The organism is Ferranicluibacter rubi, assembly GCF_011603255.1.
Lineage (GTDB): Bacteria > Pseudomonadota > Alphaproteobacteria > Rhizobiales > Rhizobiaceae > Ferranicluibacter > Ferranicluibacter rubi.
Window position 1 is genome coordinate 174,020 of record NZ_JAANCM010000010.1, and the last position, 25,413, is coordinate 199,432.

At 60.3% G+C, this 25,413-nt stretch carries 18 protein-coding genes and 2 pseudogenes; 8 read left to right on the plus strand and 12 right to left on the minus strand.

Annotated features, from left to right (window positions below; translation table 11 throughout):
- Window positions 1-2,247: a mechanosensitive ion channel family protein gene (locus tag G8E10_RS18820; protein WP_167130280.1), complete on the plus strand. Its 2,247-nt coding sequence runs from the start codon at window positions 1-3 to the stop codon at window positions 2,245-2,247.
- A 515-nt stretch (window positions 2,248-2,762) separates the two neighbouring features.
- On the opposite strand, the gene G8E10_RS18825 is transcribed toward G8E10_RS18820, so the two are convergent.
- The 8 genes from G8E10_RS18825 to G8E10_RS18860 all read right to left on the minus strand — a co-directional run bounded on the left by G8E10_RS18825 (window position 2,763) and on the right by G8E10_RS18860 (window position 13,153).
- On the minus strand, window positions 2,763-4,421 hold the full coding sequence (locus tag G8E10_RS18825) for a Na/Pi cotransporter family protein (protein ID WP_167130281.1): 1,659 nt from the start codon (window positions 4,419-4,421) through the stop codon (window positions 2,763-2,765).
- Window positions 4,418-6,091: a metallophosphoesterase family protein gene (locus tag G8E10_RS18830; protein WP_281517664.1), complete on the minus strand. Its 1,674-nt coding sequence runs from the start codon at window positions 6,089-6,091 to the stop codon at window positions 4,418-4,420. Before G8E10_RS18830 ends, G8E10_RS18825 begins: the two co-directional genes overlap by 4 nt.
- A complete protein-coding gene (locus G8E10_RS18835; protein ID WP_062594473.1) occupies window positions 6,078-6,695 on the minus strand; it encodes a dual specificity protein phosphatase family protein in 618 nt (205 codons plus the stop codon). The genes G8E10_RS18830 and G8E10_RS18835 overlap by 14 nt, the downstream gene beginning before the upstream one ends.
- Before the next feature lie 105 nt (window positions 6,696-6,800).
- Window positions 6,801-7,928: an ABC transporter ATP-binding protein gene (locus tag G8E10_RS18840; protein WP_062594465.1), complete on the minus strand. Its 1,128-nt coding sequence runs from the start codon at window positions 7,926-7,928 to the stop codon at window positions 6,801-6,803.
- Window positions 7,929-7,997: 69 nt separating this feature from the next.
- On the minus strand, window positions 7,998-9,251 hold the full coding sequence (locus G8E10_RS18845) for an ABC transporter substrate-binding protein (RefSeq protein WP_281517665.1): 1,254 nt from the start codon (window positions 9,249-9,251) through the stop codon (window positions 7,998-8,000).
- A gap of 28 nt (window positions 9,252-9,279) precedes the next feature.
- Entirely contained in the window at window positions 9,280-11,055 is a 1,776-nt protein-coding gene (locus tag G8E10_RS18850; RefSeq protein WP_062594466.1) for an ABC transporter permease, read from the minus strand.
- A gap of 123 nt (window positions 11,056-11,178) precedes the next feature.
- Window positions 11,179-12,066, minus strand: a complete 888-nt coding sequence (locus G8E10_RS18855) for an inositol monophosphatase family protein (RefSeq protein WP_167130282.1) — start codon at window positions 12,064-12,066, stop codon at window positions 11,179-11,181.
- A 97-nt stretch (window positions 12,067-12,163) separates the two neighbouring features.
- Complete coding sequence (locus G8E10_RS18860) at window positions 12,164-13,153, minus strand: LacI family DNA-binding transcriptional regulator (protein WP_062594475.1); 990 nt, start codon at window positions 13,151-13,153, stop codon at window positions 12,164-12,166.
- Window positions 13,154-13,384: 231 nt separating this feature from the next.
- On the opposite strand from G8E10_RS18860, the pseudogene G8E10_RS26080 reads away from it, so the two are divergent.
- Both G8E10_RS26080 and G8E10_RS18865 read left to right on the plus strand, forming a co-directional pair.
- Window positions 13,385-13,510 (plus strand): annotated as a pseudogene (locus G8E10_RS26080) (IS3 family transposase); the annotation flags it as partial.
- A complete protein-coding gene (locus tag G8E10_RS18865; protein ID WP_281517681.1) occupies window positions 13,496-13,825 on the plus strand; it encodes a TOBE domain-containing protein in 330 nt (109 codons plus the stop codon). The pseudogene G8E10_RS26080 and the gene G8E10_RS18865, both read left to right, overlap by 15 nt.
- 129 nt (window positions 13,826-13,954) lie before the next feature.
- Here the strand turns inward: G8E10_RS18865 and G8E10_RS18870 are convergent, their stop codons facing one another.
- Window positions 13,955-14,320, minus strand: a complete 366-nt coding sequence (locus G8E10_RS18870) for a transposase (RefSeq protein ID WP_167130283.1) — start codon at window positions 14,318-14,320, stop codon at window positions 13,955-13,957.
- 260 nt (window positions 14,321-14,580) lie between these two features.
- Here G8E10_RS18870 and G8E10_RS18875 point away from each other — a divergent pair, with 260 nt between their 5' ends.
- Complete coding sequence (locus G8E10_RS18875) at window positions 14,581-15,723, plus strand: DJ-1/PfpI family protein (protein WP_167130284.1); 1,143 nt, start codon at window positions 14,581-14,583, stop codon at window positions 15,721-15,723.
- A 134-nt stretch (window positions 15,724-15,857) separates the two neighbouring features.
- On the plus strand, window positions 15,858-16,799 hold the full coding sequence (locus G8E10_RS18880; protein WP_167130285.1) for a GlxA family transcriptional regulator: 942 nt from the start codon (window positions 15,858-15,860) through the stop codon (window positions 16,797-16,799).
- 164 nt (window positions 16,800-16,963) lie between these two features.
- Here the strand turns inward: G8E10_RS18880 and istB (G8E10_RS18885) are convergent, their stop codons facing one another.
- Window positions 16,964-17,758 carry an IS21-like element helper ATPase IstB gene (istB, locus tag G8E10_RS18885; RefSeq protein WP_167130286.1) on the minus strand — a complete coding sequence of 265 codons (795 nt, stop codon included), beginning with the start codon at window positions 17,756-17,758 and terminating at the stop codon, window positions 16,964-16,966.
- On the minus strand, window positions 17,748-19,268 hold the full coding sequence (gene istA / locus G8E10_RS18890; protein ID WP_167130287.1) for an IS21 family transposase: 1,521 nt from the start codon (window positions 19,266-19,268) through the stop codon (window positions 17,748-17,750). Before istA (G8E10_RS18890) ends, istB (G8E10_RS18885) begins: the two co-directional genes overlap by 11 nt.
- Before the next feature lie 660 nt (window positions 19,269-19,928).
- On the opposite strand from istA (G8E10_RS18890), the gene istA (G8E10_RS18895) reads away from it, so the two are divergent.
- The 3 genes and pseudogenes from istA (G8E10_RS18895) to G8E10_RS18905 form a co-directional block, all read left to right on the plus strand.
- The gene (istA, locus tag G8E10_RS18895; RefSeq protein ID WP_167130335.1) at window positions 19,929-21,440 is read left to right on the plus strand and encodes an IS21 family transposase; all 1,512 of its coding nucleotides are present in this window, start codon (window positions 19,929-19,931) and stop codon (window positions 21,438-21,440) included.
- 14 nt (window positions 21,441-21,454) lie between these two features.
- Window positions 21,455-22,204: an IS21-like element helper ATPase IstB gene (gene istB, locus G8E10_RS18900; protein WP_132450061.1), complete on the plus strand. Its 750-nt coding sequence runs from the start codon at window positions 21,455-21,457 to the stop codon at window positions 22,202-22,204.
- Window positions 22,205-22,355: 151 nt separating this feature from the next.
- Window positions 22,356-23,003: pseudogene (locus tag G8E10_RS18905) on the plus strand (transposase); the annotation flags it as partial.
- A 398-nt stretch (window positions 23,004-23,401) separates the two neighbouring features.
- On the opposite strand, the gene G8E10_RS18910 reads toward G8E10_RS18905, so the two are convergent.
- Window positions 23,402-25,252 (minus strand): ATP-dependent nuclease, encoded by a 1,851-nt coding sequence (locus G8E10_RS18910; protein ID WP_167130288.1) that lies wholly within the window; start codon window positions 25,250-25,252, stop codon window positions 23,402-23,404.
- Between the last annotated feature and the right edge of the window lie 161 nt (window positions 25,253-25,413).

Consider the following 25,413-nt stretch of genomic DNA (forward strand, 5'->3'; position numbering starts at 1 on the left):
ATGGCCGTTCATGCCAGACCGTCGATTTTTGCCAGGATCCTTCTGTTCGCCCTTGTCCTCATCGCCGGGCTCGCCAGCTCCGGCAAGCTGGCCGCCCAGACGGCGGCTTCGGAAGCGACGCAGGTGGAGAAAGTCCAGCGCTTCCTCGATCTGGCAGAGGATCCGCAGGTGCGGGCGTGGCTGCTCGAGAGATCGCGTCCGACGACATCCGATGTCGTGGCGGAAAAACCCGTCGAATTCGCCGCGTTCACAGACGCTCTCCGGGCCCGGTTCGCCGTGCTTCTGGAGGGGGTCCGCGCGTTTCCGTCCGAGACCGTCTCCGCAGTCGCGCGGCTCCAGGCGGAGCTCGACGCCGAGAACGGCGCCCGCCCGATCCTCGTGGTGGTCGGCTTCCTGCTGGCCGGACTGGCGCTGCGCCTGGTGTTCGACCGGCTGACCCGGACCTGGCGGTCGAAGATCGTCTCGCGTCGCATCGTGACGGTTCGCGACAAGCTCCTGGCGCTGTCCGCCGGCCTGCTGTGGACGGCCTGCCACGCCCTTGCTTTCGCGCTGGGCAGTCTCGGCGTCTTTCTCCTGTTCGCGTGGCCACCGCTTGCGCGCGAGATCATCGTCGGAGCCCTGTTTGCCGCCGTGGTGGTCCAGCTCGCCAGCGCCGTGCTCGATTTCCTGCTGGCACCGTCCGCGTCGGGCACCGCGAAGGTCGCGCATCGCTTCCGTCTCGTCCCCGTCAGCGATGCGGCCGCCGCGCACTGGACGCGGCGGCTCGGCTTCATCGTCGGCTGGTTTGCTTTCGGATCGCTCACCGTCCATCTCCTGCGCACACTCGGCTTTTCGGACCCGGCCCGCCAGCTCGCAGCCTATGGGCTCGGAGTGGTGATCCTCATCGCCGGCATCGAGGCCATCTGGAACCGTCCGCCGGCGCTACAGGCTGCGGACAGGCAGGGCCGCGTCGGCCATCTCGGCCTTCGAACCCGTAACCGGCTCTGGACGGCCTATTTCGTCGCGCTGTGGCTCCTGTGGGTGGCGGGCCTGATGCAGGTGTTCTGGATCGCCGTCGTCGTCGCCGCATTGCCGGGCCTGATCGTGCTGACGCGGATCTCGGTCGACCATCTTCTGAGGAACAGCGTTTCCCACGACGGCGGCGACGTCGATCCGGAAATCATGGACGTGCGTGACGACGGGAGCGCCGCGAACGATCCGGTGCTCTTCGTACCGGCCCGACCCGGCATCACCTCCGTCATCATCGAGCGCGGCATCCGGGCCGCGCTGATCGTCGGCGCGATCGTCCTTTTGGCCCGCGTCCTCGACGTGGACCTCACCGACGTCACAGCCGAGGATACCGTCGCCCTGCGCCTGACGCGGGGCGTGCTCAGCGCCGGCGTCATTCTTCTCGTGATCGATCTTCTCTGGAACGTCGTGAGGGTGACGATCGACAGAAAGCTGGGTGAAACGGAGGCCGCGCTCGAGACCGGTAGCGAGCGCGAGCGCCGTCGAGCGCGGCTGAGAACGCTGTTGCCCATCCTGAAGAACGTGCTGATGATCCTGTTCTTCGCCGTCGCCGTCATGATGGCGCTGTCGGCGATGGGGGTCGAGATCGGCCCGCTGATCGCTGGCGCTGGCGTCGTGGGCGTCGCTATCGGCTTCGGTGCGCAGACCGTCGTCAAGGATGTGATCAGCGGCATGTTCTATCTGCTCGATGATGCCTTCCGGATCGGCGAGTACATTTCGAGTGGCAGCTACAAGGGCACGGTCGAATCTTTCAGCCTCCGCTCGGTGAAGCTGCGGCATCATCGCGGCGCGATCTACATCGTCCCTTTCAGCGAACTCGGCGCGGTCCAGAACCTCAGCCGCGACTGGGTGGTGGAAAAGCTGACCGTGACGGTGGGCTACGACACCGACGTGGACCGGGCTCGCAAGATCATCAAGAAGATCGGGCAGGAGCTGCTGGTTGATCCGGAACTCGCGCCGATCACGATCGAACCTCTGAAGATGCAGGGCATCGACAGCATGGGCGAGTCGGGCCTGATCCTGCGGATGAAGTTCACAACGATTCCGGGACAGCAGTTTCTCCTGAAGCGCCGAGCCCTGTTGATGATCAACAAGGCGTTCCACGACAACAACATCAAGCCGGCGTTTCCTACCGTTCAGGTCGCGGGAGGCGAACGCGGAGGAGACATCGCCGCTGCGGCTCAAACCGCACTGGCGAAACGTCATGCCGGCTCCATCCCAAACGATCTTGGGCCATGATGTACAAAGGCACCAAAGCCTGCCTCAACGGCTACAACAGACCTGCCGAGCACGCGCAATCCAGGCGATAGATGTCAAAATCTCAATCCCTAATTGGGCCGCCGCTGAGCGCGCTGACATGCAATCCCGTAATGTAGCCAGCACGCGGCTACGCAGATCATCGCTGAAAGCTTGGGTCATATCGCCTTCCACTAAATCACCAGTCAAAGCGACAGAACTGGAATTTTACAGCCAAGGCAATCCTCAATGTGATTTAGCGTGTAATTGACGCCCTCAAGTTTCCAGCAACGCGTCCTCTTTTGAGACTTGCTCATTTCGACTGCTAACTCCAAGCTATCATCTTGATTCCACACGCATCCCTGGGGATTTGATGATTTACCTATGCAGGCCAACGGTTCGATACCCGTCAAGGTGTCGGAGCTTGAATGGCTATGCGCAGAAATCATCTCCGCTTGCTACGGTTGCCGTAGGTACACATACCATCAAGACTGAGACGTGGTGCCTGGACGCCTCAATCACGTTGCTACCGAACTTGCGGATTTGCGTAACCTGCTTTCGCGGAGGAGCCCGCTGGCATTGATGATCGGGTGGGCTACGGATGTGATATGAGCGTTAATGCGCTTCAGGTCACGCAGCATGTCGAGATGCAGCGAGCTTGTCTGCAAACTTTCCGCTTGACCATCGCGCAGGCGCTGGAAATGCAGTTCGGCGGACCGGCGCTCCATGTTGCGTACCTCCACCTTGATCTCCATCATCCGCCGCGCAAGGCCGGGATCACGGGTGACAAAGACGGTCTGGGCAAGGCGAAGGTTCTCGATGGTCATCTCGAACAGTTGCAGAAGCTCGTTGTTGCCAGCATCCGACAAGCGCATGCCCTCAACGATCTTCCTGCCCACCTGCGCCATCAGGCCTTTCTCGATGAGATCACCGATGTGCTCAAGATTGATCGCATAGTCGATGATCATAATCGATCGACGTTTCCCCTCATCGTCCAGCCCTTGCCCCGCGAGCCGCGAGAGATAGACCTTCACCGCTTGCTGCAACCCGTCCACGACCTGCTCCAGCGCCGGGAGAGGCTGGAGTCGCTCGGCCTTGTCGAGGCGAAAGGCCTCGAGTGAGAGGAGCAGCATCCGCTCGATCAGATCGCCGATGCCGAGGACCTCTCGCGTTGCGCTAGTCAGGGCTATGGCTGGCGTGGAGAATTCCTGGGCGTCCAGATATCGCGGCCCGCTCTCGCCGGCCGGCGCGTCGGGAACGAGGTGCTGCATGATGGCGGAAAGCCTTCGGGAAAGCGGCCATGCGGCAAGACCCAGGAGGACATTGAAGAGAAGGTGGATATCGACCGGAAGCTTTGCCGCCGACAGGGGCAGCCCAGACAATCCATCCGCAATCGTCCCCGCCATCGGCAGGACGATGAGGCAGCCGCAGCCTCTGACGATGAGGTTGCTGAGCGTCACGCGCCGTGCGGCCGGTCCGGCACCCAGGCTCGCCATGAACGGGGGAACGGCGCCGCCGAGATTGGCGCCGAGGACGAGAACGACCATCAGGCCGGGCGACAGGATGCCCGTCGATCCGAGCGACAGGATCAGCACGACGATGGCAAGGCTCGACGAGGACAGGAAGGCAAGGACCGCCGCGAAGATCAGGGCCACCGGCCATGCGCCGTCGAGAAGGCCGATGAAGGCCCGAAGTGCCGGCGAGGTGCGAAGGGGCTCGGTCGCCAGACCGAGAAGGTGGAGCGAAAGCAGCATCAGACCGATGCCGGCCAGCGCCGTTCCAAGACCTCTGCGCGCTGTCGATGCGGCCCGCAACAGGACGATGCCGATGAGGATGAGGAGCGGCGACAGCCATTCGATGCCCGTCGAAACGATCCAGGCCGTGACCGCCGTTCCTATGTTGGCGCCGAGCAGCGCGATCTGCGCCATGCGCGGTTTGATCATGCCGCGCTCGACGAAGGATGAAACCATCAGCGCGGTGGCCGTCGAACTCTGAAGCGCGACGGTCGCGACGAAGCCGGACAGGAAGGACCGCCAGCCGCGCTTCGTACCGGCAGCAAGGCCGGTGCGCAGACGCGCGCCGAAGGCCCGCGTGACCCCGTCCTTGACCTGTGCGAGCCCGAACATGAGAAGCGCGACGGCCCCGAACAGGTTGATCATGATGACGGTGGAGGTCATCGGGAGATGCAGGCACGATCGAGGGAGAGCCGCAGCACGCTCAGAAAGGTCTTCAGAAACTGCCTGCCCGAAGCCGTCGCTGCCGACGCTCCCTCCATCGGCCAAATTCCGCCGTGGTCGGCCAGAGCCTTGTAGATCGACAGGCGGTCGGACGGAATGAAGGGCAGCGCCATGTCCTGCGCCTGGCGCAGCGCGTACCAGTCGGTGACGAGCCGCAGCAACGGAAGCGCCGCGAGGGCGTCCGTGCGCACGCCGCCCGCTCGCGCCAGATCGGAAAGGGTGGAGGGCGGCAGGTCGAGTTGCGCAAGCAGGCGTCGGAGCGTCGAGCCTGAAAAGAGAGCAGCCATCTCCTGCGGCCACTCGCGCGGGAAGAAGCGGTGAGTGACCAGCGCCTCCTGATGCGCATAGAGGAAATCACCATAGCTCAGCGCGTCGAAGGCGGGGTGCGCGGGTTCGCCGAGACGATCGCACTCCCGGCGATAGAGATGCACGACACGCCCGTCGACCGGCAGGTCGGCCAGGCTGACGGTCTCGCATGTCGGCCCGTCGGCTGCGCCATGAACGATGCGGAAAGCCGGTGGAAATGCGACCAGCGAGGGAACGGCGATGTTGGTCAGCGTGCGGTCACCGGTCTTTCGTTCGCTCGATCCGTAGACATGGATATGGCCGCTGAAGTGCCGGGTCATGCCGGCCTGCAAAAGCGTCTCCGCCACATCCTCGCGCGGCGTGCGCCTCGCCACATTGGTCTGCCCGAACAGGGCCAGTTCGCTTTCCAGATTGTCCGCGAAGACATCCACCACCGGATAATGAGAAAAGCACAGCAGGTTCTTGCTATCGCAGGCCGCACGGCGATGCACGTTGGCGATCCAGTCGATGAGATACCGCCGCTGCCGGATCACGGCATTCCAGCCGGCGCCGGTGCTGTCGATGAAGTCGCTCGCCCGGCAGAGACCGGTCGCATCGTCGGCAGGCTGGAAGACGTTGGCATCGATCATCAGCAGCCAGAGACCCTCTTCCGGCTCGACGAGATAGGACGCATCAACCAGATCGGCCTGACGTTTCCCGTCCGCGGATGTCAGCCTGTAGTGCCGGTCCTCGAAGGCACCGGACGATCCGAACGGGGTTTCCCAGTGAAAGTCGCCGGGACAGGGCGTGAGGCCATGCCGGGCAAGAGGTGTCAGGGCCTCGGGGTAGCCCGCACAGTACATCGTCTCCGTCAGGATCGCATGCGGATCCGTGGCCGCGACATCCGGGTCGCTTGTGATATTCAGGGCGCGGCCGTCGTCTGCCAGGAACTCCTTCGTCTGATGCCGCCCGGCCCGGGCATAGCCGTCGTGATTGCCGGGCAGGATGTAGAAGGACATGGAAAAGCGGGCGGCGTAGCGCTCAAGGAGTGCCGCGACGGCTGCCACGGTCGCCTTCTGCCCATCATCGCTGTAGTCGCCGAGCAGGACGACGTGGCGGATGCCACGCGCGGCGATCCTGTCGAGCGCTGCGGGAAGGGCCGCGAAACTCTCGTTGAAGACGCGCGTCGAGCATCGGGTTTCCGACCAGCTTCGCGCCGTTAGGCGGTGATCGCCCGTCATCCGGTCCTGCCCGAAATCGCCTTCGAGATCGTGGAAATGAGCGTCGGCGATCACGGCGACCGGCGAATGCTCACGCAACGCCATCACGCGCCCTCTGCGCTTCGATCAGGTCGATCCAGTCGGAGGCGCGGCGTGCCGCATCGTAGAGCATCGGCTTCGGCGTCTCGAACCATTCGTCCGGCCGCAGGAGGCGCTTTTCCCGAATATGGGCGATCGCGGCATCGAGCGTCGGGAAGAGATCGGGCTGCTGCTTGTGGAGATAGAGGCCGACCAGCGAAACCGACCGGCTGCGGCCGCTGCGGCAGTTGACGAGCACGTTGCCGCCATCTTCGAAGGGATAGGTTTCCCGCTTCGGCAGTGTCTGGTGCAGCGCGCCATGCAGGATGTAGTATCCGCCGAGCATCATTGTATCCGGACTTCCGCCGCCGTCGATCATGCCGAGCTTGTAGTAGCGGATCGTGGAATAGCCGGTCGCGCTGAGGTCGCCGTCCTGCGGGTTTGCCGGATCTCGCACGACATTGATGTCGAGATTGACCGCGCAGTTCACGACGATGCTGATCCCGTGCCGTTTCAGAAGCCCGAAATCGCGTGCGCCTTCGAGCCCGCCGATATAGAGCGTCGAATTGTGCGGTTTCAGCCCTTCCGTGATCGCGCTGATCGATGGTCGTGCATATACGGGAGCATCCATGTTCCGTCCTTTCAAGGCGCGATCCGCGACCGCGCCGATCGTCCTGATCGGGTTGAGTTCGAGCATGTCCGGCGCGGGAGCGACTTCGCTCCGACTGGAAAAGCTCTAGGCCGCATCCACCTGCCGGACAGCGCCATTCGTCGTTTCCGAGAGGCGCCCGGACTGCGGATCGAAGACCATGATGTGTGCCGGGTCGAGCTCCAGCCAGACCTTGCGGGTCGGCCAGCGCTCGACGAAGCGCGGAATGAGGGCGGTCACCGCATGTCCACGGGATGTCAGCGACAGGATCGTTTGCGATCCCGTGGGTTGCACGACGTCCACTTCGGCGGGGAGGCTGTTGGGCGCGGGTCCGTCGTGCAGCGTCAGCCGCTCGGGCCGGATGGCCAGCCGCACCGCGCCCGAGGGCCGCGCCACGGTGTAGGGCAGAACGATCTCCGTCTCGTCGATCCGCAACACGCTGCGGCCGTCCCGCTGGTCGAGGTGCCCGTCGAACAGGTTGATGCGCGGATCGCCGATGAACTCGGCGACGAAGAGATTGCTCGGCTGGTGATAGATCTCGTAGGGGCTGCCCATCTGCTGGATCACGCCGTCCTTCATGACGACGATGATATCCGACATGGTCAGGGCCTCGACCTGGTCGTGCGTGACGTAGATCGTCGTCGCCCCGAGATCACGAGACAGCCGCTTCAGCTCCGTGCGCATTTCCGTCCGGAGAACCGCATCGAGGTTGGAGAGCGGCTCGTCCATCAGCAGGATCGAGTTCCGCGCCGCGATCAGCCGCGCCACCGCGACGCGCTGCTGCTGCCCGCCGGAGAGTTCTGAGGGAAAGCGTTCCTGATAGCCTTCGAGCTGGACCTTCTTCAGAGCCTCGGCAAGCCGCTCCGCGATCTCTTGCTTCGGCTTTCGCGCCTGCTGCAGCGCCAGCGTGACGTTGCGATCGACCTTCATGTTCGGCCAGAGCGCGTAGCTCTGGAAGATGAAGCCGAGGCCGCGTTTTTCCGGCGGCACGAAGTGACTGTCGCGCCCGGAAAAGACGGTCTTCCCGGCAAGCGTCAGCTCCCCGTCGGAAGGCTGTTCGAGACCCGCGATGATCCTGAGGGTCGTCGTCTTGCCGCAACCGGAGGGCCCCAGCAGCGTCACGAACTTTCCCTTGGGAATGTCGAGATCGAGGGGTGGAATGGCGAGATGGGCGCCATAGGATTTGGTGATGCCTTTCAGGGACACTTCGTTCATGATTTTCCTCCCGGGATCAACAGGTCCGGACCGGCATGCGCTGACACGCCGATCCGTTTACTGCAGCTTTTACTGGCTCGTCTCGACGACCCAGAAGTCGTTGACGGCGGCGACATTGTCGCGCTGGAATTCGGCGGAACCGAAGATCTTCTTCACGTTCGGCCAATTCTCGCCACCCTTGGGCAAGGGCACGTCGGTGCGCGGCGAGAAGGTGCCGACCTTGAAGTAGGCGGCCATTCCCTGCAGCGTCTTCAGGCTCTCGCCCTCGCGATACGGCTTCTCGACCTTCGTTTCCGGCGTCAGGTCCTTCGAGCCCATCTGGAAGGCGATGAAGAGCTTGGCGGCATTGGGGTGAGGCGCCTGGCCCGCCACCGCCGTGTAGGTCGAATAGGCGAACACGCCGGCCGGATCGACATCGTACAGAATGGCATTGGCGTAGTCGTCGCTGCCGTTCTTGTTGATGTAGTGCATGCTGGAGAAGGTGACCGGCGGCTTGTCCTGCCCCTTCAGACCGGATGCGGTGGCGAGCTTCGATCCGGAATCGTAGATCACGAGGTCGTTCTTTAAGAGGCGGTGCAGGAACTCGTAACCGGCATTCTCCATTCCCTCCGAAAGCTCGATTGGCTTGCCGGCATGTGCCTCATAGGCTTTGGCGAAACTGTCGGAGTGCTCGACGATCGAGGCCAGCAGCGCAAGCGAGGTCAGCGATCCCAACGGGCTCTTCATGGCAAAGCGCTTGTTCCATTCCGGCTCCGTCAGCTGCCACACGTTCTTGACCGGCGGGCCGTCCTTGTAGGTGTCGGCATTGTACATCAGCACCGTTGCCTCGATCACCTGGGTGAGGAGAGGCTCGCGCAGCTCCACCGGGATCTTGTCGACCAGGTAGCGCGGCACGTAGTTCACGATGCGCTTGTTGGGCAGGAGGTCGAAGAACATCTGGGCCGTGCCCGCGGTGTTGACCACGTCGACGGCGAAAATGCCGGCCTGCTGCTCGCGCACCACCTTCTCAATGGTCTTCTCTGATCCGAGGTCGTAGGCGTTCACCTTGATCTCCGGATAGAGCTTCATGAAATCCTCAGCGGATGCGCTGACGCTGGAGGAGGACGCATAGATCGTGACCTCGCCTTCCTCCTTTGCCTTGCGGGTGATCTCTTCCCAGTTCTCTTCCGCCGGCTGGTTCGCGCCGAGTTCGGCCGTCTTCAGCCAGGTGTCGAATGCGTCCTGCGCGAACGCCGTCGATCCGATCATCAAGCTCATGGCGGCAGCCGCCAATCCCCGGGTCATCAGTCCCGTAATCGTCATGCCCTTGGTCATTTTCTGCATCGTCGTCCTCCTCCTTCGGGTCGCCTCCTCAAGCAAAACCCATCTTCGTATTGCGGAAAACCAGCCGGAACAGCAGGTTGCATCCGACGACCAACGCGACCAGCAGCAGCGTTGCTGCGCCGATCAGCTGGGGCACGTCATCCGTCTGGTAGGTGTAGATCACGCTTGCGAGCACCGCCGTCGACGGCGTGACGAGCAGGATGATTAGCGAAAGCTCGCGCATCGTCCCGATGAAGCTGAGCAGCATGCCGGAAATGAGGCCCGATGCGGCGAGGGGCGCGACGATGCGGCGCATGCGGCCGAACCAGCCGATGCCCTGGACGCGCGCGGACTCTTCCAGCGACTTGTCGATCTGCAGCATGGCGGCGATACCCGTGCGCGAGGTGTAGGGCAGGTTCTTCACCGCAGCGATCAGCACCAGCAGCGCGAACGTGCCGTAGAGGGCCGGGATCGGCCCGACCGGCTGGGAGAACATGCCGATATAGATGGCGCCGAAGGCGACCGCCGGGAAGATGTAGGGCAGGAAGGCGGCCGTCTCGAGCGCCCGGGACGACAGGCTGCCGCGGGTGCGCACGACCACGTAGCCTATGAGAAAGCCGAGAACGGCCGTCGCCAGAGCCGTGAGAAAGGCGAGCCGCAGGCTGTTCCAGGCCGCATGCAGGATCTGAGGGTTCTGGAAGACGCCGGCATAGAGCGCATTGACGCCGCCGCGCTCGCCGATCCAGTAGTGCAAGGTCAGGTTCGAAAGATCGTAATTGCCGGCGGTGCGCGACAGGGACTGAAGGACGAGAAGGCCCAGCGGAAGCACGACCGTGATGCACATCAGGAGCATGACGAGCGCGAACACCAGCCAGCGCGCGCGGCCGAGATCGATCTCCCGCCGGCGAAATCCCTTGCCGGACATGGTGACGAAGCTTTTCCTGACGCCGATCATGCGCTGGTTGATCCAGATGAACAGGACGGCGAGAAACACGAGAACGAGGGCCAGGAGATAGCCGTCGCCGACATTGCGCGAACCAATGGCTGCGTAGATCTGCGTCGGGAGAACGAAGTAGCGGATGGGCATGCCGAGCACGGCCGGCGTTCCGAAGGATCCGATGACGCGGATAAAGGTCATGACGACAGCGGATCCGACGGCCGGAAGAACGAGCGGCACGGTGATGGAGACGAACTGGCGCAGACGCGACATGCCGGCAATGGCGCCCGCTTCTTCGAGCTGACTGTCCACCGTCGAGAGCGAACCCGAGATAATCAGGAAGCCGTAGACATAGTAGTGGAGCGAGAGGCAGATGATGATGGGGATGCCGCCGAAGGCAATCCAGTCGGGAGGCTGAATGCCGAAGAGGTAGGCAAAGACACCCGATGCGCCGGCGACCCGGTCGTTCTTGAAAAACGTGACCCAGGCAAGCGCCATGACCCAGGACGGCAGCATGTAAGGCAGCACGACGGCCGTGTTGACGAACTCGCGGAACGGCACATTGGTGCGCACGACGACCCAGGCCAGCATCGCACCCAGCGCAAGGCAGATCGCCGTCGCCCCGAACGCGGTCACGAGCGAGTTCATGAACGGCTTGTAGAACAGCGCCCAGGACATGCGCCCGGTAAACACGCGCTCATAGTGGAAGGTCGTCAGTTCGCCCGGCGCGCGGCCAGGCAGGTATGCGGCATCATAGGGCTGTACGGTCACGGTTTCCCGGATCAGCTGGAACAGGGGGACGATGACCAGGAGACAAAGCACGATCGCCAGGAGAAGCGCGATCAGGCGCTCAGGCGCGGTGAAGAAGCGCCCGACGCGCCGCGACATCCGCCCTCCTCGCCCGGCCGTTCGTGTCGTTCCGATATCCGCTACCGTTGCCATAGTCCCTCCCGAACGGCTCTCCAGGCCGCATGTCATTTCCTCGGGCGCCCGAAGCGCCCACCGACGTCTTCAGGCGGCCTGTATTCTCGCTTGTTGTGTTCCCGCCTGTTCTGTTCCCGCTTGTTGCGTTCCCGCGTCTGGGGCGTTGTTTTCCGCCGCCAACGGGATCCCGCTGGCTTCGCTGATGCCCGACGCAATGCCGGCAGCGGCCGCCAGAACGGGGCCGCCCTCGCGCAATGAGCCAAGCTCCATGAAGGGGCAGACGCGCCCGCCGGCTTCCTCGACGATCAGCAGGCCGGGAACGCAGTCCCAGGAATTCATGTGCAGTTCGACGTAACCGTCGGAACGGCCGTCGGCGACATAGGCGAGGCCCAGAGCGCCCGAGCCGCAGCGGCGAACATTAGCGCCCTTGCCGAGGAGCGCGGCGGCAACGCCGAGATAGGTCGCGTTGGGCACGCGTGTCGACCAGCCGAGTTCCACGGACGCTGTGTCGAAGCGGCTCGTTCCGGCGACGGAAATTTTCGAACCGTTGCGCGTTGCGCCGCGACCGAGCCTTGCGAAATGCAACTCGTCGAGCGCCGGATTGTAGATGGCGCCGAACTGGGCGACGCCGTTTTCGATGTAGCCGATGGAAATGCAGAAGTGCGGGATGCCGCGCGCGAAGTTTGCGGTGCCGTCAATCGGGTCCACGACCCAGACACGATCCCGGATCTCGCCGCCACCTTCCTCGCCGAAGAACCCGTCGTCTGGAAAGGCAGCTGCGATCCTGCCGCGAATATGCGCCTCGGATGCAGCATCCGTCTCGGTCAGGAAATCCTGCGGCCCCTTCATCGTAAAGCCGGCTTGGGCAATATCGCGAAACCCCCGGAGCGCCAGAGCGCCCGCTGACCGGATGACGGCCTGGCAGAGCATGGCCCGCCCTTCGATGTCGTTGCTGAAAGTCTCACTCGTCGACATGCTTCCGAACTCCGTTGCACACGTGTTCAATGTTGCACACGTGTTCAAGCCTGGCAATGGGAATTTTATGGCCTGTCTGCTCACTTCCACGCTTGGGCTATTTGTGAACGGTACCGCGCTCTATCAGCGTGACGGGAACCATCTGTGTCGACACCTCTCCATCGTCATGGTCGAGGGCTGCAAGGACAGCGTCGGTCAAGACGGAAAAGGACTGTCCGACCGTCGTCAGATCATAGGCCTTCCAGGCAGACTGCGGGATGTCGTCGAAGCCGATGACGGACAGATCGTCGGGCACGGAGCGTTGGAGATCATGCCGCGCGGCATCAAGGAAGCCGAGGGCCATCAGATCCGTCACACAGAATGCCCCGTCTATCTGCTCATCCGCGAGCAGGGCATGCGCCGCGGCAACGCCCGTCTCGTAGGCCGTCGGCCCTTCGCTCCAGCGCACGACCGCGCCACCATGCTCCCTGACGACATCCGAAAATGTCGTGGCGCGCCGGACCTGCGTCGGCGTCAGGCTGCCGCTGCAGACGACCGCCACCTTGCGGCATCTTGCTGCCAGCAAACGTTCGGCCGCGAGCCTTGCGCCGAGAATGTCATCGCTGAGGATCACATCCGTGTCGGGCCGCGTCATGAGGCGGTTGATGACGATCAGCTTCACGCCGTTTGCGAGACATTCATCGACGATCGATGCCGGAGGCTCTCCCGAGAGCACCACGATTGCACGGGCGCGGAATTCGAAGATCAACTCGATCAAGGGCGCGATGTCGCTCCGGGCATCGGCGGCGTTGAGCAGCAGGCACTGTTGCCCCCGACGCAGGAGCCCGAGGCTGAGCATATCAAGCTGCTTGGCGATGAATGGCGAGGACAGGTTGGCGCCGACGACCCCGACGAGGTTCGAGCTCGAGGTGTTCAGCGTCTGCGCTAGGCGGTTCACCCGGTAGCCCAGCTCCTGCGCCGCCTTCAACACGCGTTGCCGCACGTCGGGAGACACGCTGGCGCCGGCGGTGAACGTGCGCGAGACGGCCGACCGTGAAACGCCGGCCCTTTCCGCGACATCGATCGACGTTACAAAGCTCTTGGCCATCGGATTCAACTTTCTGTCATCACTGCCAGAACCTCTAGGCCGATCGCGTCGAATGATCAATGCACCCGTGTGCATGCGCTGTCTTCCGATCCCAACGCCGCGACGGAGGGAAGATCCACATGATGAAAGTCGTCAACGAGGAACCCGCCTACTCCGGAACACGCGTCGGTCTGCTCCCTGAAAAGTGATCCTTCTTGAAATAAAGCTTATGAGCCGAAGAAGAACATTGGAATGGCAGCGAAAAGCCACAAGGCAGAAGAGATCGTCACGAAGCTTCGTCAGGTTGACGTGCTGAATGCTCAGGGCAAATCGATGGCGGAGGCGATCCGTTCGATAGGCGTTATGGAAGTCACATATTGCGAAGGCGTCCGCATTGCTGTCCACGTGTCCGGTGATGTTGCCCGGTCCAGGGACTGCGTTCTCGGCGTCCGGCCCGAGGAGCTGAAGGTAACCAATACTGATGACGCGGCGATCAAGGGCGTGATCGATGTGGTCGAGCCGACCGGTCCAGACACGATGGTGACGGTCCGGGTCGGCGGTCATTCGGTCGTGGCGCGCGCTGAGCCCCGCTTCCAGGGCCGACGGGGCGACCAGGTTGCCTTCAAGGTCGATCCCCTCAGCATAAACCTTTTCGATGCGGAAACCGAGAATCGGATAAACACCGCCGAATAAGACCCACCTGTTTCATTGCATGGTCATGCTGGAAACGGCCCATCAAGTTAACGCCCGACGCCTTCACCTTATACGGATATCGCAACTGCTGGTGCGATCATGCTTCGTCAACCGAGCGGATCAGTGCTTTCAGACGTCAGGCACAATGTCAGCCTCCACTTTCAACAAACGACCGCTTTTGCAGCCGATCTCGATCCGCATGGCACGTGCCGCACGCTTTGCTGGAGATTTGTCCAATGGTACTGGTTGCTCAGCTTCGTCGCTCGTTCCAATGGCGATCAGTGCAACCGGTAGAAAAGAAACCAACGGCTCAGCCTGCCCCGCCCTGAACGTCCCCCGCCAGGTATAGATCTGCTGTGGTTTGATATCGTGCCGACGAGCGACGTCGGCATTCTTGGCATCCGGCTCGGCCGTTTCTTGAAGTGTAGAAAGCTTCTCCTCCTCAGACAAGCCGCACCGACGCTCGACGCCTGTCAAAATCTCCACGTTGCCCATAGTTCATCCCTGATGACGTCTCTAGTGACGGAATTGGTGACGTAACTTCATGTGGTCGTGGGAATCTGAAAGGCAGCTTCACCGCACGCTTATGAAAGACGGTGGCTCTGGTACTTCTAATCAGTGGACACTTCCGCAAGTGGTAGCTTGCGCCGGAGGTGATACGACTGGTCTCAGCGTGTCCGAAAAACATCGTTCTATGTCCTTTACGCCATTGGCATATGTGCAGATAATCCGTCGCAGCAGCAGAGAGGTTCATAATGACGTATGTTACGCGCCGCACGACACTTATTTCTGGAATTGTAGGATTCGGGGGCTTGGCGCTTGGGGCAGGAAAGGTAGCCGCGCAGCAAACCTCGAGCGCGTGGGCGGCCTTCGACGCTTCTCACAATGTAAACCCAGAAAAAATTGCACCTTACAAAGCACGCTTTGGCCGCATCAAGCCACTGATCGCCATCGTAGGATTGAATGAGGGGACCGTCATCAGCGACTTCTGTATTCCGTTCGGTGTTTTAGCGCGGTCGGACGTGGCGGATGTCATCTCTGTTTCGGTCAAGCCGGGTCCCGTTAAGATGCCGCCTTTAACTTTCGAATTGCAATCAACGATCGATGAGTTCGACCATCATTATCCTGACGGCGCAGATTATTTGTTTGTGCCAGCAGTCGGAAACTTCAGAGATGTGAGCCTCACAAAATGGATCATGTCGCAAAGCGTGAAGGGCGGCACAATCATCAGCATATGTTACGGCGCGTTGCCGGTTGCTAACTCAGGTCTGTTTAATGGGCGCCGAGCCACCTCGCACTACAGCAATGAGGCCATGAGGGCCGATCTTTTTCCAAAGGTAAAATGGCAGAAGAACATCCGATATGTCGCGGACGGCAAGGTTGTTTCAAGCGCAGGCGTTACTGCTTCCATGCCAGTCGCCGTTGCGCTGGTCGAAGCCATCGCCGGGCCGACTAAGGCCGCTCAAGTCGCCAACGACCTCGGCATCGACGGCTGGGACTCTCGGCACAACAGCGATGCTTTCAAAGCTGACCCCGCAAATTCCGACATGCCCGATGGCAAGAAGCAGCCGCAAGTCACGGTCGGCATCCCTGTTGAAAATGGCGACGACGAAATTGCTCTCGCACTCACTGCCGAAGTCTATACAACGAACGGTGTTACTACGGCAGTCGCTGTCGCCGCAACCAGAGCGCCCCTCCGCTTAGCGCAGGGCCTGATTCTTCTCCCTGACGTCGCAGCAGATAGCACCGGATCGCTTGACCGCACACTCCCACCGCTTGATGACCACCACGCGACGCGCGCATTGGATATCGCACTTGCAGATATATCGAAGGTTTACGGTCGTAAATCAGCACGACATGTTGCCCTGTTTATGGAGTATCCAGGCTTTAAGGGATAAGCGTATGGCCCTGTTGCGCCATCGCTTTTGCGATGCTCACTGGGTAAAGCCTTGGCGGGCGGTAAACGGGTTGGCTCATGTGTCAGCAATAGGCTCTTTGGAACGGATAGTTGTAACAAGGGGTCATCTGCATCATGAAACGGCACATCGGCTTTCTGGTTTTTCCCGGCTTTGATCTTCTTGATCTCAGCGGCCCGCTTGGGGTGTTTCAGTGGGCTGAGCGGCAGAACCCCGACGCATATCAGCTAACGGTAATGTCGCTCGATGGTTGCGCGGTCGCCAGCGAAAGCCCGGTGTCCGTCAATGTCAATCCTCTCGTCCACGAGCCGCTGGATACTCTTCTGGTTGTCGGGGGATCCATGGGACAAGGGGCTCTCTCGCCAGAAATGATCGCGTACGTTCGCAAAGCTTCAACCCTTGCACGGCGGACGACAAGCGTGTGTACTGGCGCATTCATACTGGCTGCCGCTGGCGTTCTGGACGGGGTGAGCGCAACCACACACTGGATGAACGCAACGGACCTTCAAGCGTTACATCCAGCCGTGCGCGTTGAGCCCGATCGAATCTTCATTAAGGCAGACAACGTCTGGACCTCAGCTGGGATCACCGCCGGTATCGATATGGCTCTGGCACTTGTCGAAGAGGATTTGGGGAGAGAGGCATCGTTGGCGATTGCTCGAATGTTGGTGGTATACCATCGCCGATCCGGCGGTCAGCAACAGTTTTCCTCGCTTTTGGGCCTTGATCCTGATTCCGACAGAATTCGTTTGGTATTGGCCTACGTCCGAAATCATATCGCGGACCCTTTGCCGGTCGAGCGACTGGCCGAGGTCGCCCACCTCAGCGCACGTCAGTTCGGACGGGCCTTTCTTGCTGCAACCGGTGTGACACCCGCAAAGGCAATCGAGCGATTGCGGGCGGAGGCCGCCCGGCCTAGGATCGAACAAGGCCGTGAGTCGTTGGACGCGATCGCGCGTTCTGTCGGTTTCAACGACGTCAGCAGGATGCGCCAAAGCTTCATTCGCATCTTTGGCCATCCGCCTCAGGCGATCCGCCGCGTGTCCAGATCGCTGTAAACCTGCCACGACACGAGCGAGGCAGGGTCGAAGAACGCAAGGTCGACGGCGTTCCGTCTCAATGCCTCACCCGAATACTCCCCTAGGCCGTGTGTTGGTTTCCACGCAGAACTGAGCCGGTTTTTCCACCGAGAAGTGAGCCACCTCTGAGTATGGTTTTCTGATCAGGGTTTGGTCAAGGGGTTGGCTTTTTCTCCTTTCTTCTGCGCTGCTGCAGCCGAGCTGGCCTTGAAGCGGAAGCTGTCATTTCCTGTTTCCAGGATATGGCAACGGTGGGTCAGACGGTCGAGCAGAGCCGTGGTCATCTTGGCGTCGCCGAAGACTGTTGCCCATTCGCTGAAGCTGAGGTTGGTGGTGATGATGACGCTGGTGCGTTCGTAGAGCTTGCTCAACAGGTGGAAGAGCAGCGCTCCGCCTGAGGCGCTGAACGGCAGGTATCCCAACTCGTCCAGGATGAGCAGATCGAGGCGCACTAAGGTCTCCGCGATCTGGCCCGCCTTGCCCTTGGCCTTCTCCTGCTCGAGAGCATTGACCAGTTCGATGGTCGAGAAGAAGCGGACCTTTCGGCGATGATGCTCGATCGCTTGGATTCCAAGACCGGTCGCGACATGCGTTTTTCCAGTGCCAGGGCCACCGATTAGGACAACGTTCTGCGCCCCATCCATATACTCGCATCGGTGCAGTTGGCGCACGGTGGCCTCGTTGATCTCGCTGGCAGCGAAGTCGAAGCCGGAGATGTCTTTGTACGCAGGAAAGCGAGCGGCCTTCATATGATAGGCGATGGAGCGGACCTCGCGCTCGGCCATCTCGGCCTTCAGCAACTGTGACAGGATGGGCACGGCCGCATCAAAGGCAGGAGCCCCTTGCTCGATAAGGTCTGTGACGGCTTGGGCCATGCCATACATCTTCAGGCTCCGTAGCATGATGACGACGGCAGCACTTGCGGGGTCATGACGCATGGCGACCCCCTGCGATCCTGGCGCGTAGGCCATCATAGCGTTCGACATTGGCCTCGGGTTCACGCACCAAGGTCAGCGCCTGTGGCGTATCGATGTCGGGACCATCGATTGTCTTGCCGTCGATCAGCCGATGCAGCAGGTTCAGCACATGCGTCTTGGTCGCCACCCCCGCATCCAGGGCCAGTTCCACAGCCTTGAGGACGACCTGTTCGTCGTGATGAAGGACAAGGGCCAGGATATCGGCCATCTCACGATCACCGCCGGGGCGGCGAAGCATCTGATCTTGCAACTGTCTGAAGGCCACCGGGAGTTCCAGAAAGGGTGCACCGTTGCGCAGGGCACCGGGTTTGCGCTGGATGACGGCAAGGTAATGTCGCCAGTCGTAAATCGTTCGCGGCGGCTTGTCGTGGCTGCGCTCAATGACCCGCTCATGCTCGCATAGGATATTGCCCTCGGCCGCAACGACCAGTCTCTTGGGGTAGATCCGCAGGCTGACGGGCCGGTTCGCAAACGATGCTGGCACGCTGTAACGATTCCGCTCGAAGGTGATCAGGCATGTCGGTGAGACGCGCTTGCTCTGCTCGACGAAGCCGTCAAACGCACCGGGGAGCGCCATCAATGCTGGTTGTTCTGCGGACCAGACGTCCGCGATCGTGCCGGGTAAGGTGCCGTGCGCCGTGTCGCGCCACAGGTCCTGGCAATGCTGTTCCAGCCAGGTATTCAATGCCGCCAGATCCGGAAAGTCCGGCATCTGTTGCCACAGCCGCGGTCGGGCATCCTGGACATTCTTCTCGACCTGACCCTTCTCCCAACCCGCGGCGGGATTGCAGAACTCGGGCGCAAAAACGTAGTGGTTCGTCATCGCGAGGAAACGGATATTGACCTGTCGCTCCTTGCCACGACCGACACGATCGACCGCTGTCTTCATGTTATCGTAAATGCCGCGGCCAGGCACGCCGCCGAACACACGGAACCCGTGCCAGTGGGCGTCGAAGAGCATCTCGTGCGTTTGCAGCAGATAGGCCCTGACCAGAAACGCCCGGCTGTGTGATAGTTTGATATGGGCGACCTGCAGCTTCGTGCGCTCGCCGCCTATCACGGCATAATCTTCGCTCCAATCGAATTGGAACGCTTCGCCTGGGCGGAAGGACAGAGGAATGAATATGCCGCGGCCCACTGTCTGCTGCTCAGTCCGCCAGTCACGGGCGAACGCGGCAACCCGACCATAGGAGCCAGTAAATCCGAGAGCCATCAGATCGGCATGAAGCTGCTTCAAGGTTCGGCGCTGCTTGCGCGACCTCCCGGCCTCGGTCTTCAGCCAGCCAGATAGTTTATCGGCGAAAGGATCAAGCTTGCTCGGTCGTTCCGGTACCGTGAATGTCGGCTCGATCGTGCCGGCATTCAAATACTTCGCGATCGTGTTGCGTGACAACCCGGTGCGCCGGCTGATCTCCCGGATCGACTGCTTCTCACGCAGCGCCATCCGACGGATGATGTTTAAAAGTCCCATGTGGATCACTCCGTTGCCCCCGTCGCTCGCCGCGTTGGGGGGAAGGTTCACATGGCTCAATTCTCAATGGAAATTATGCGCCTAACCGGCTCAGTTCTGCGTGGAAACCAACAGCCGTGAACTTGTTAGTCCGCTTCGCTGCCGGATTCTGTAAGCCGCTGTGCTGTTGAGATAAAGTGTTGCACAGGCGTGCCACCGGTCACGTCATGGATGTACAGAGTTAACAGGCACCGGGCTCCGCTCGCCCAGCTGATGGCGTGGGGCCGCTTGGCCATTGGGTCGTCATTGTCCTCCATAAGATTGACTCCGAGCTCAGCAAGCCGACCTTCCGCTGTGATAAACATCTCTTCACTTCACTCAGTGATGCTGACCCCGTGCGAAACTGTTTTCAGAGATTATGCGCTGAAGATCGAAACCGAACTTGTGGAGCGTCGTGCCAAGTGACTTGGCCTTCAAGGTCACACTAACTGCGGATTCCGCTCTGAAGCCGGCCGCCATTCCGATCATTGACCGGCCACCGTTCCGATTTGAAGCCGGCCACCATTCCAATCAATAACCGGCCAGTTTCCGGCACTCAAGTTCCCCTGGGTCAGCAACCTTGGCATGTGTCCCCTCGATATCCACGAGGGGAATTTAATGCCTGCAAAAAGAAAGCTGACCATGCGACACATACGACAAATGCTGCGGCTTGCGGGTAGCGGAACGAGTAGCCGCGAGATCGCGGTGATGCTTGGCATCGCTCGCAGCACCGTGCAGGACAACCTGAAGCGAGCTGCGATGGTCGGGTTGAGTTGGCCCCTCGCCAGCGACCTGACAGACGATGTCCTTGAGGCCAAGCTTTTCGTCCATCCCGGCGTTAAGCAAGGCCAGCGATTGCGGCAAGAGCCCGACTGGGGCCCGCTTTCGATCGAGCTGAAGAAGCCAGGCGTGACGCTGCTGATCCTTTGGGAGGAATACCGCAGCATCCATCCGGATGGGTATGGATATAGCCGTTTTTGCGAGTTGTTCCGTGGCTTTGAGAAGCGCCTGTCACCGACGATGCGCCAGGAACACGTCGCCGGCGACAAAGTCTTCGTGGATTACTCCGGCAAACGCGTGCCGATCGTCGATCGCAAGACCGGTGAGATCCGCGAGGCGGAACTGTTCCTCGGCGTGCTCGGCGCGTCGAGCTACACCTACGCGGAAGCCACATGGACCCAGACCCTGCCGGACTGGATTGGCTCCCACGTCCGCATGTTCACCTTCGTCGACGGTGTGCCCCGGCTGATCGTGCCCGATAATCTGAAGTCCGGCGTCAACCGCGCCAGCTTCTACGATCCTGAGATCAATCGCAGCTATGGGGTCATGGCTGCTCATTATGGCGTCGGTGTCCTGCCAGCACGTCCGCGACGCCCGAAGGACAAGGCCAAGGTGGAGAATGGCGTGAAGTTCGCCCAGAGCTGCATTCTCGGCCGTCTTCGCAAACAGACATTCTTCTCGCTCACGGAAGCCAATGCCGCGATCGCTCAGATGCTGGAGCGCATCAACAATCACGTCATGCGCCGGTTGGGCGTCAGTCGTCGGAACCTCTTTGAGACGGTCGAACAGGCAGCACTCGCAAGCCTGCCCAGCGAACATTATGAGTTCGCCGAATGGCGCTTGGCGCGGGTGTCGACGGATTACCATGTCGAGTTCCAGAGCTTCTTCTATTCTGTCCCGCATGCCCTCATACGGAGCCAAGTCGATATCAGGGCGACTGAACGGATGATCGAGATCTTCCATCGCGGCAAACGCGTTGCGGTGCATCAGCGCCGCTATGGTGGCCCGCGCTATGGAACTGACCCCGCTCACATGCCCAGTTCACACCGCCGATATGCCGAGTGGACGCCGGAACGCTTCCGACGATGGGGCGCGTCTATCGGGCCGCAGACCGATGGGCTTATCATCGCCATTCTCGCCAGCCGTCCGCACCCGGAACAGGGCTTCAGAACGTGCCTCGGGATCCTGCGCCTTTACCGTGACATCGGCCAGGACCGCGCCGAGGCCGTTTCAGCACGGGCTGTCGAGATTGGCGGCTTGAACAGCAAGGCCATCGCGTCGCTCATCGCCACCTACAAAAGCAAAATACCTCCCACCGAACCTGCCGCCGTTGTGGAACACGCCAACTTACGCGGTCCCAGTTACTTTCATTGAGGAGACCTTCCATCATGCTGATCAATCCTACCATCGACATGCTGCGCGAACTCGGCCTTTCCGGCATGGCAAGCGCCTATCAGGAACTCGAGGCGCAACCGGAGGCGAGACACCTCGGGCACGGTGAGTGGCTGGCCCTTCTTCTGGAGCGCGAGTCGACCGCCCGAGGCCAGAAGCGCTTCGAGGCCCGGGCCCGGGCCGCAAAGCTGCGCCATGATGCCCAAATCGAGAACATCGATTTCCGCGCCACCCGCGGCCTCGATCGCAATCTGTTCCTGAAGCTTGCCGGATGTGACTGGATCCGGCAGCGCCACAGCCTGCTCATGATTGGACCCGCCGGCGTCGGCAAGAGCTGGCTTGCATGCGCGCTCGGACACAAGGCGTGCCGCGAGGACTTCTCCGTCGCCTATCATCGCCTGCCCAGACTGTTTGCCACCCTTGCACTGGCGCGTGGCGACGGCCGATACCCGAAGCTCCTGAAGGCGCTGGCCAGAACAGACCTGCTCATTCTTGATGACTGGGGTCCGGAGAAGCTCAGCGACGAGCAACGGCGCGACCTCCTGGAGATCGTTGAAGACCGCTATGAGAAACGGTCTACCATCGTCACCAGCCAGGTGCCCGTCGAACACTGGTACGACATGATCGGCAATCCGACGATCGCCGACGCCATCCTCGATCGCCTCGTTCACAATGCTTACCGCATCGAACTCACGGGGGAGAGTATGCGAAAGAAGCGTTCCATGACTGCTGCCGCGACAACCTAAGCTTGACCGCCAGGCGGCTTCAAGCCAAAGAACATGACGACCCAGAGGCACACCAACTGGCCGGCTTCAAATCGGAACGGTGGCCGGAATGAAATCGGAATGGGTGGCCGGCTTCGTGTCGGAATAGGTGGCCGGCTTCATCGGAATACGCATTCAGGCTCCCAAGCAGCACAATAGCCAGGACGAGAAGGCGGCGATCAAGGCTGGCGAAATCCCGTCGGAGTGGAAAGACAAGCCCGCCAAGCTCGCGCAGAAGGACCGCGACGCGCGCTGGACGGTGAAGTATTCCAAGGCCAAGCAACCCACGGAAACGCCGACATCAGCCGCTACCAAGCAGCACGACATCGCTATTCCGATGTTCGGTTACAAGAACCATGCGGGCATCGACCGGGCACACGGCTTCATCCGGGGATGGACGGTGACGAGTGGGAGCGCCCATGACGGCGCCCAACTCCGGAACGTCGTCGCCAAGGACAATACGGCATCGACGGTCTGGGCCGACAGCGCCTATCGTTCGAAGACCAATGAGGAATGGCTGCAGGACAATGGCCTGAAGTCGGACATCCATCAGAGGAAGCCGAAGGGCAAGCCCATGCCGGAAGCGATGTCGCGGGCCAACGGCCGCCGTTCGAAAGTGCGCTCTGCCGTCGAGCATGCATTTGCAAGGCAGAAGGACAAGATGAAGCTCTTTATCCGAACCATCGGCATCAGTAGAGCGAGGGTGAAGATCGGCATGGCCAATATCGCCTACAATATGCTTCGCTATGTCTGGCTGACCGGAAAACCGCAGGCGGCATGACGCAGGGGCGGCCGAAAGGCCGGAATGCATGCCGACAAGGCGGCAATCATTATCAACGATGACGAACTTGCCTGCCAGGTTCACCCGCCAAACGGCTTTACCGACCCATCAAAACGACGGCAGCCGGTAAATAGAGGTGCCCAATCGTTTGGAGGGACGAAGGTTCACATCCTTTCAAGGCGAAAAAGGACCTTAGCGTTAACTTTAATGGCGATCGCCAAAAGGAGCAGCCGTGAATAGACGTGCTTTGATGAAGGCGGCGCTGGCCTCGATTAGTTCGCTCACCTAGTTTAAGTTCGCTTCTTACGCTTGGAGTATCAGACAGAGGCGAAGGCAACAGTCTTAAGTCGGATTAGAATCTTGGTTGCGCCGCATGTGATGGCCCTTTATGGTTTCCATTAAGGTCTATTTATGCCCAAATGTCTTGCTATCGTTTTGGCGACGCTGTCGATAGCATTTGTGTTTAATTTTCTTTCAACAGCTCCATCTGCGAACGCGACTTTGAGTGATGCCGGAACTCCCCTGGAGAAAAACCAGTCTTTCCCACCCTCCGGTCGTAGCACAAGCTCCAACGCCCGTCGCTGGCCAATGCTCTTGAAGTAATCACCGTGAATCGTGGTTCGCCAATCTTCGTATTCAGCTTTCTTCACCCCCTTCGAATGTCGTTCTACAAGCTCCTGGCATAACTTCGCGCCTGCCTTCGCGGGGTACAAGAATTCGGCAGTGAAAAATGCCTGGTCTTCGGAGATGTTATGCTCCGTTAGAAAACCTTTGAACTCTTCGCTTAACGGAAGTAGCCAGACGTTAATATCGCGGTTGAAGGAAACCGGCGACGAGGCGGGTTTCGCGCTCATCATATCTTGATAGGATTTGCGACCGGCGCGATCGTTATCGAAGAGGAAGAATGTGGGAACGCCGCCTACCTTTTCACCATCCGCGAAGATCATTTTGAGAATCTGTCCAGATTTCGGTGTCCCGCCGAGGGAACGTATTCGGTATTCTGTTGCTGCCAGACCGGCGCGCTGCATGGCAGCAGCGTAAAGTTGCACGTCATGTTTACCTTCGACGAAGACTGTTGGGCGCTCAAGTTTACGAAGTTTTGATTCAAGCGCCTCTCGCTCTATTTCGATGATCTCTCTTTCCTCCCTCATCTCGGAAAGCTGCCGTATCACGAACGGAAGTTGCATGAGGCCGGCCTCCTCCATCTTAGTCTCGGCGACAGCTAAGTCGTTGATGGAAGACACGGCGTCCGCGGGTTGCATTTCCGTCTCATTGAAATCTAATCGCTGCTTAGAGACAAAATAGCGGCTGGTTCTTGACGCGGGGTCGGCGATTTCTGCAAGATAGAACGCGGGAGAATGACTGGTAATAAAAATCTGCGTATCGGGGCGTGCGGCGAAATCCGAGAAACGCTTGGACTCGGCATCAGCGGCACCAAGATCGAGAGAATTTTCCGGCTCCTCGAAGCCCCATATGAATATCTTTGCGCCCGACTCGTTCTCGTTGATAAATCGAAGCAATTCCGGAAGATGCCTCGCCTTTATCCCATCACCTTTCTGACGAAGAAGAGAGTGTCCTTCCTCTCCGTGCGCAAAGTCCAGCGTCCGAAATAGACTGCTCATTTCAGTCGGCGCTGCCAGCCGCGAAGGACTTTGAAAAAGGGAAGAGAGTTTCGACGAGAGGGCCAAGGTTTGCCCTTGGATAGCTGCAATGAAATTGTCGGTCGCTTGCTGCAGCTCACTCGTAGCTGCAGCAGCAACGTACATGCGCTCGATTAGGTCTGCGTATATTGTATTGTCTTTGATCCCAGGAATGTAAGTAAAATCGATGCGATTCATCAGCTTGGTGACTTGGGCCAACTGCCCGCTCGAAAGATCCGGCGGCCACACCCTTTCCGTCATCGTGGCATCGCGGTTCCACTGCCTGCGTACTGTGATTTCTTCCCCTAGTGACTTTTGATAATTTGGAGGAACGTTAAAAGTGATCTTTATCCAAATCGCTAATCGGCTCTTAGTTTTCTTGGCTTGCCCCGGCCGGACGTCCGATACGTCAAGCTCAAAATCCAAGTCGGTATAGGGGTCAATCCGGTCATTGAAAAAGAGGTTGAGAGCCCGCAAGACGTTGGATTTGCCGCTGTCATTACGGCCAAAGATGACGTTGAGATCACCGACGTTGACCAAAGTAGCTTGGTAAAGCGAGCGAAGGTAATTGATTTCAATTTTCTTTATAAGCTGCATTTTGGGAACCATTCAGTTTTGTTCCACCCTACATTGCAAACCTTACAAAATATTCCTATTGCGCCCCGCGTGAGTTTGCTGGTGGTTGTCGGACAAGATCGATGGCGCTGTTGCCGCGCTCTATCCGCCGATTTCGCGCGCGGAATTGCCCGTAGACGTGCGACTAGGGCCAG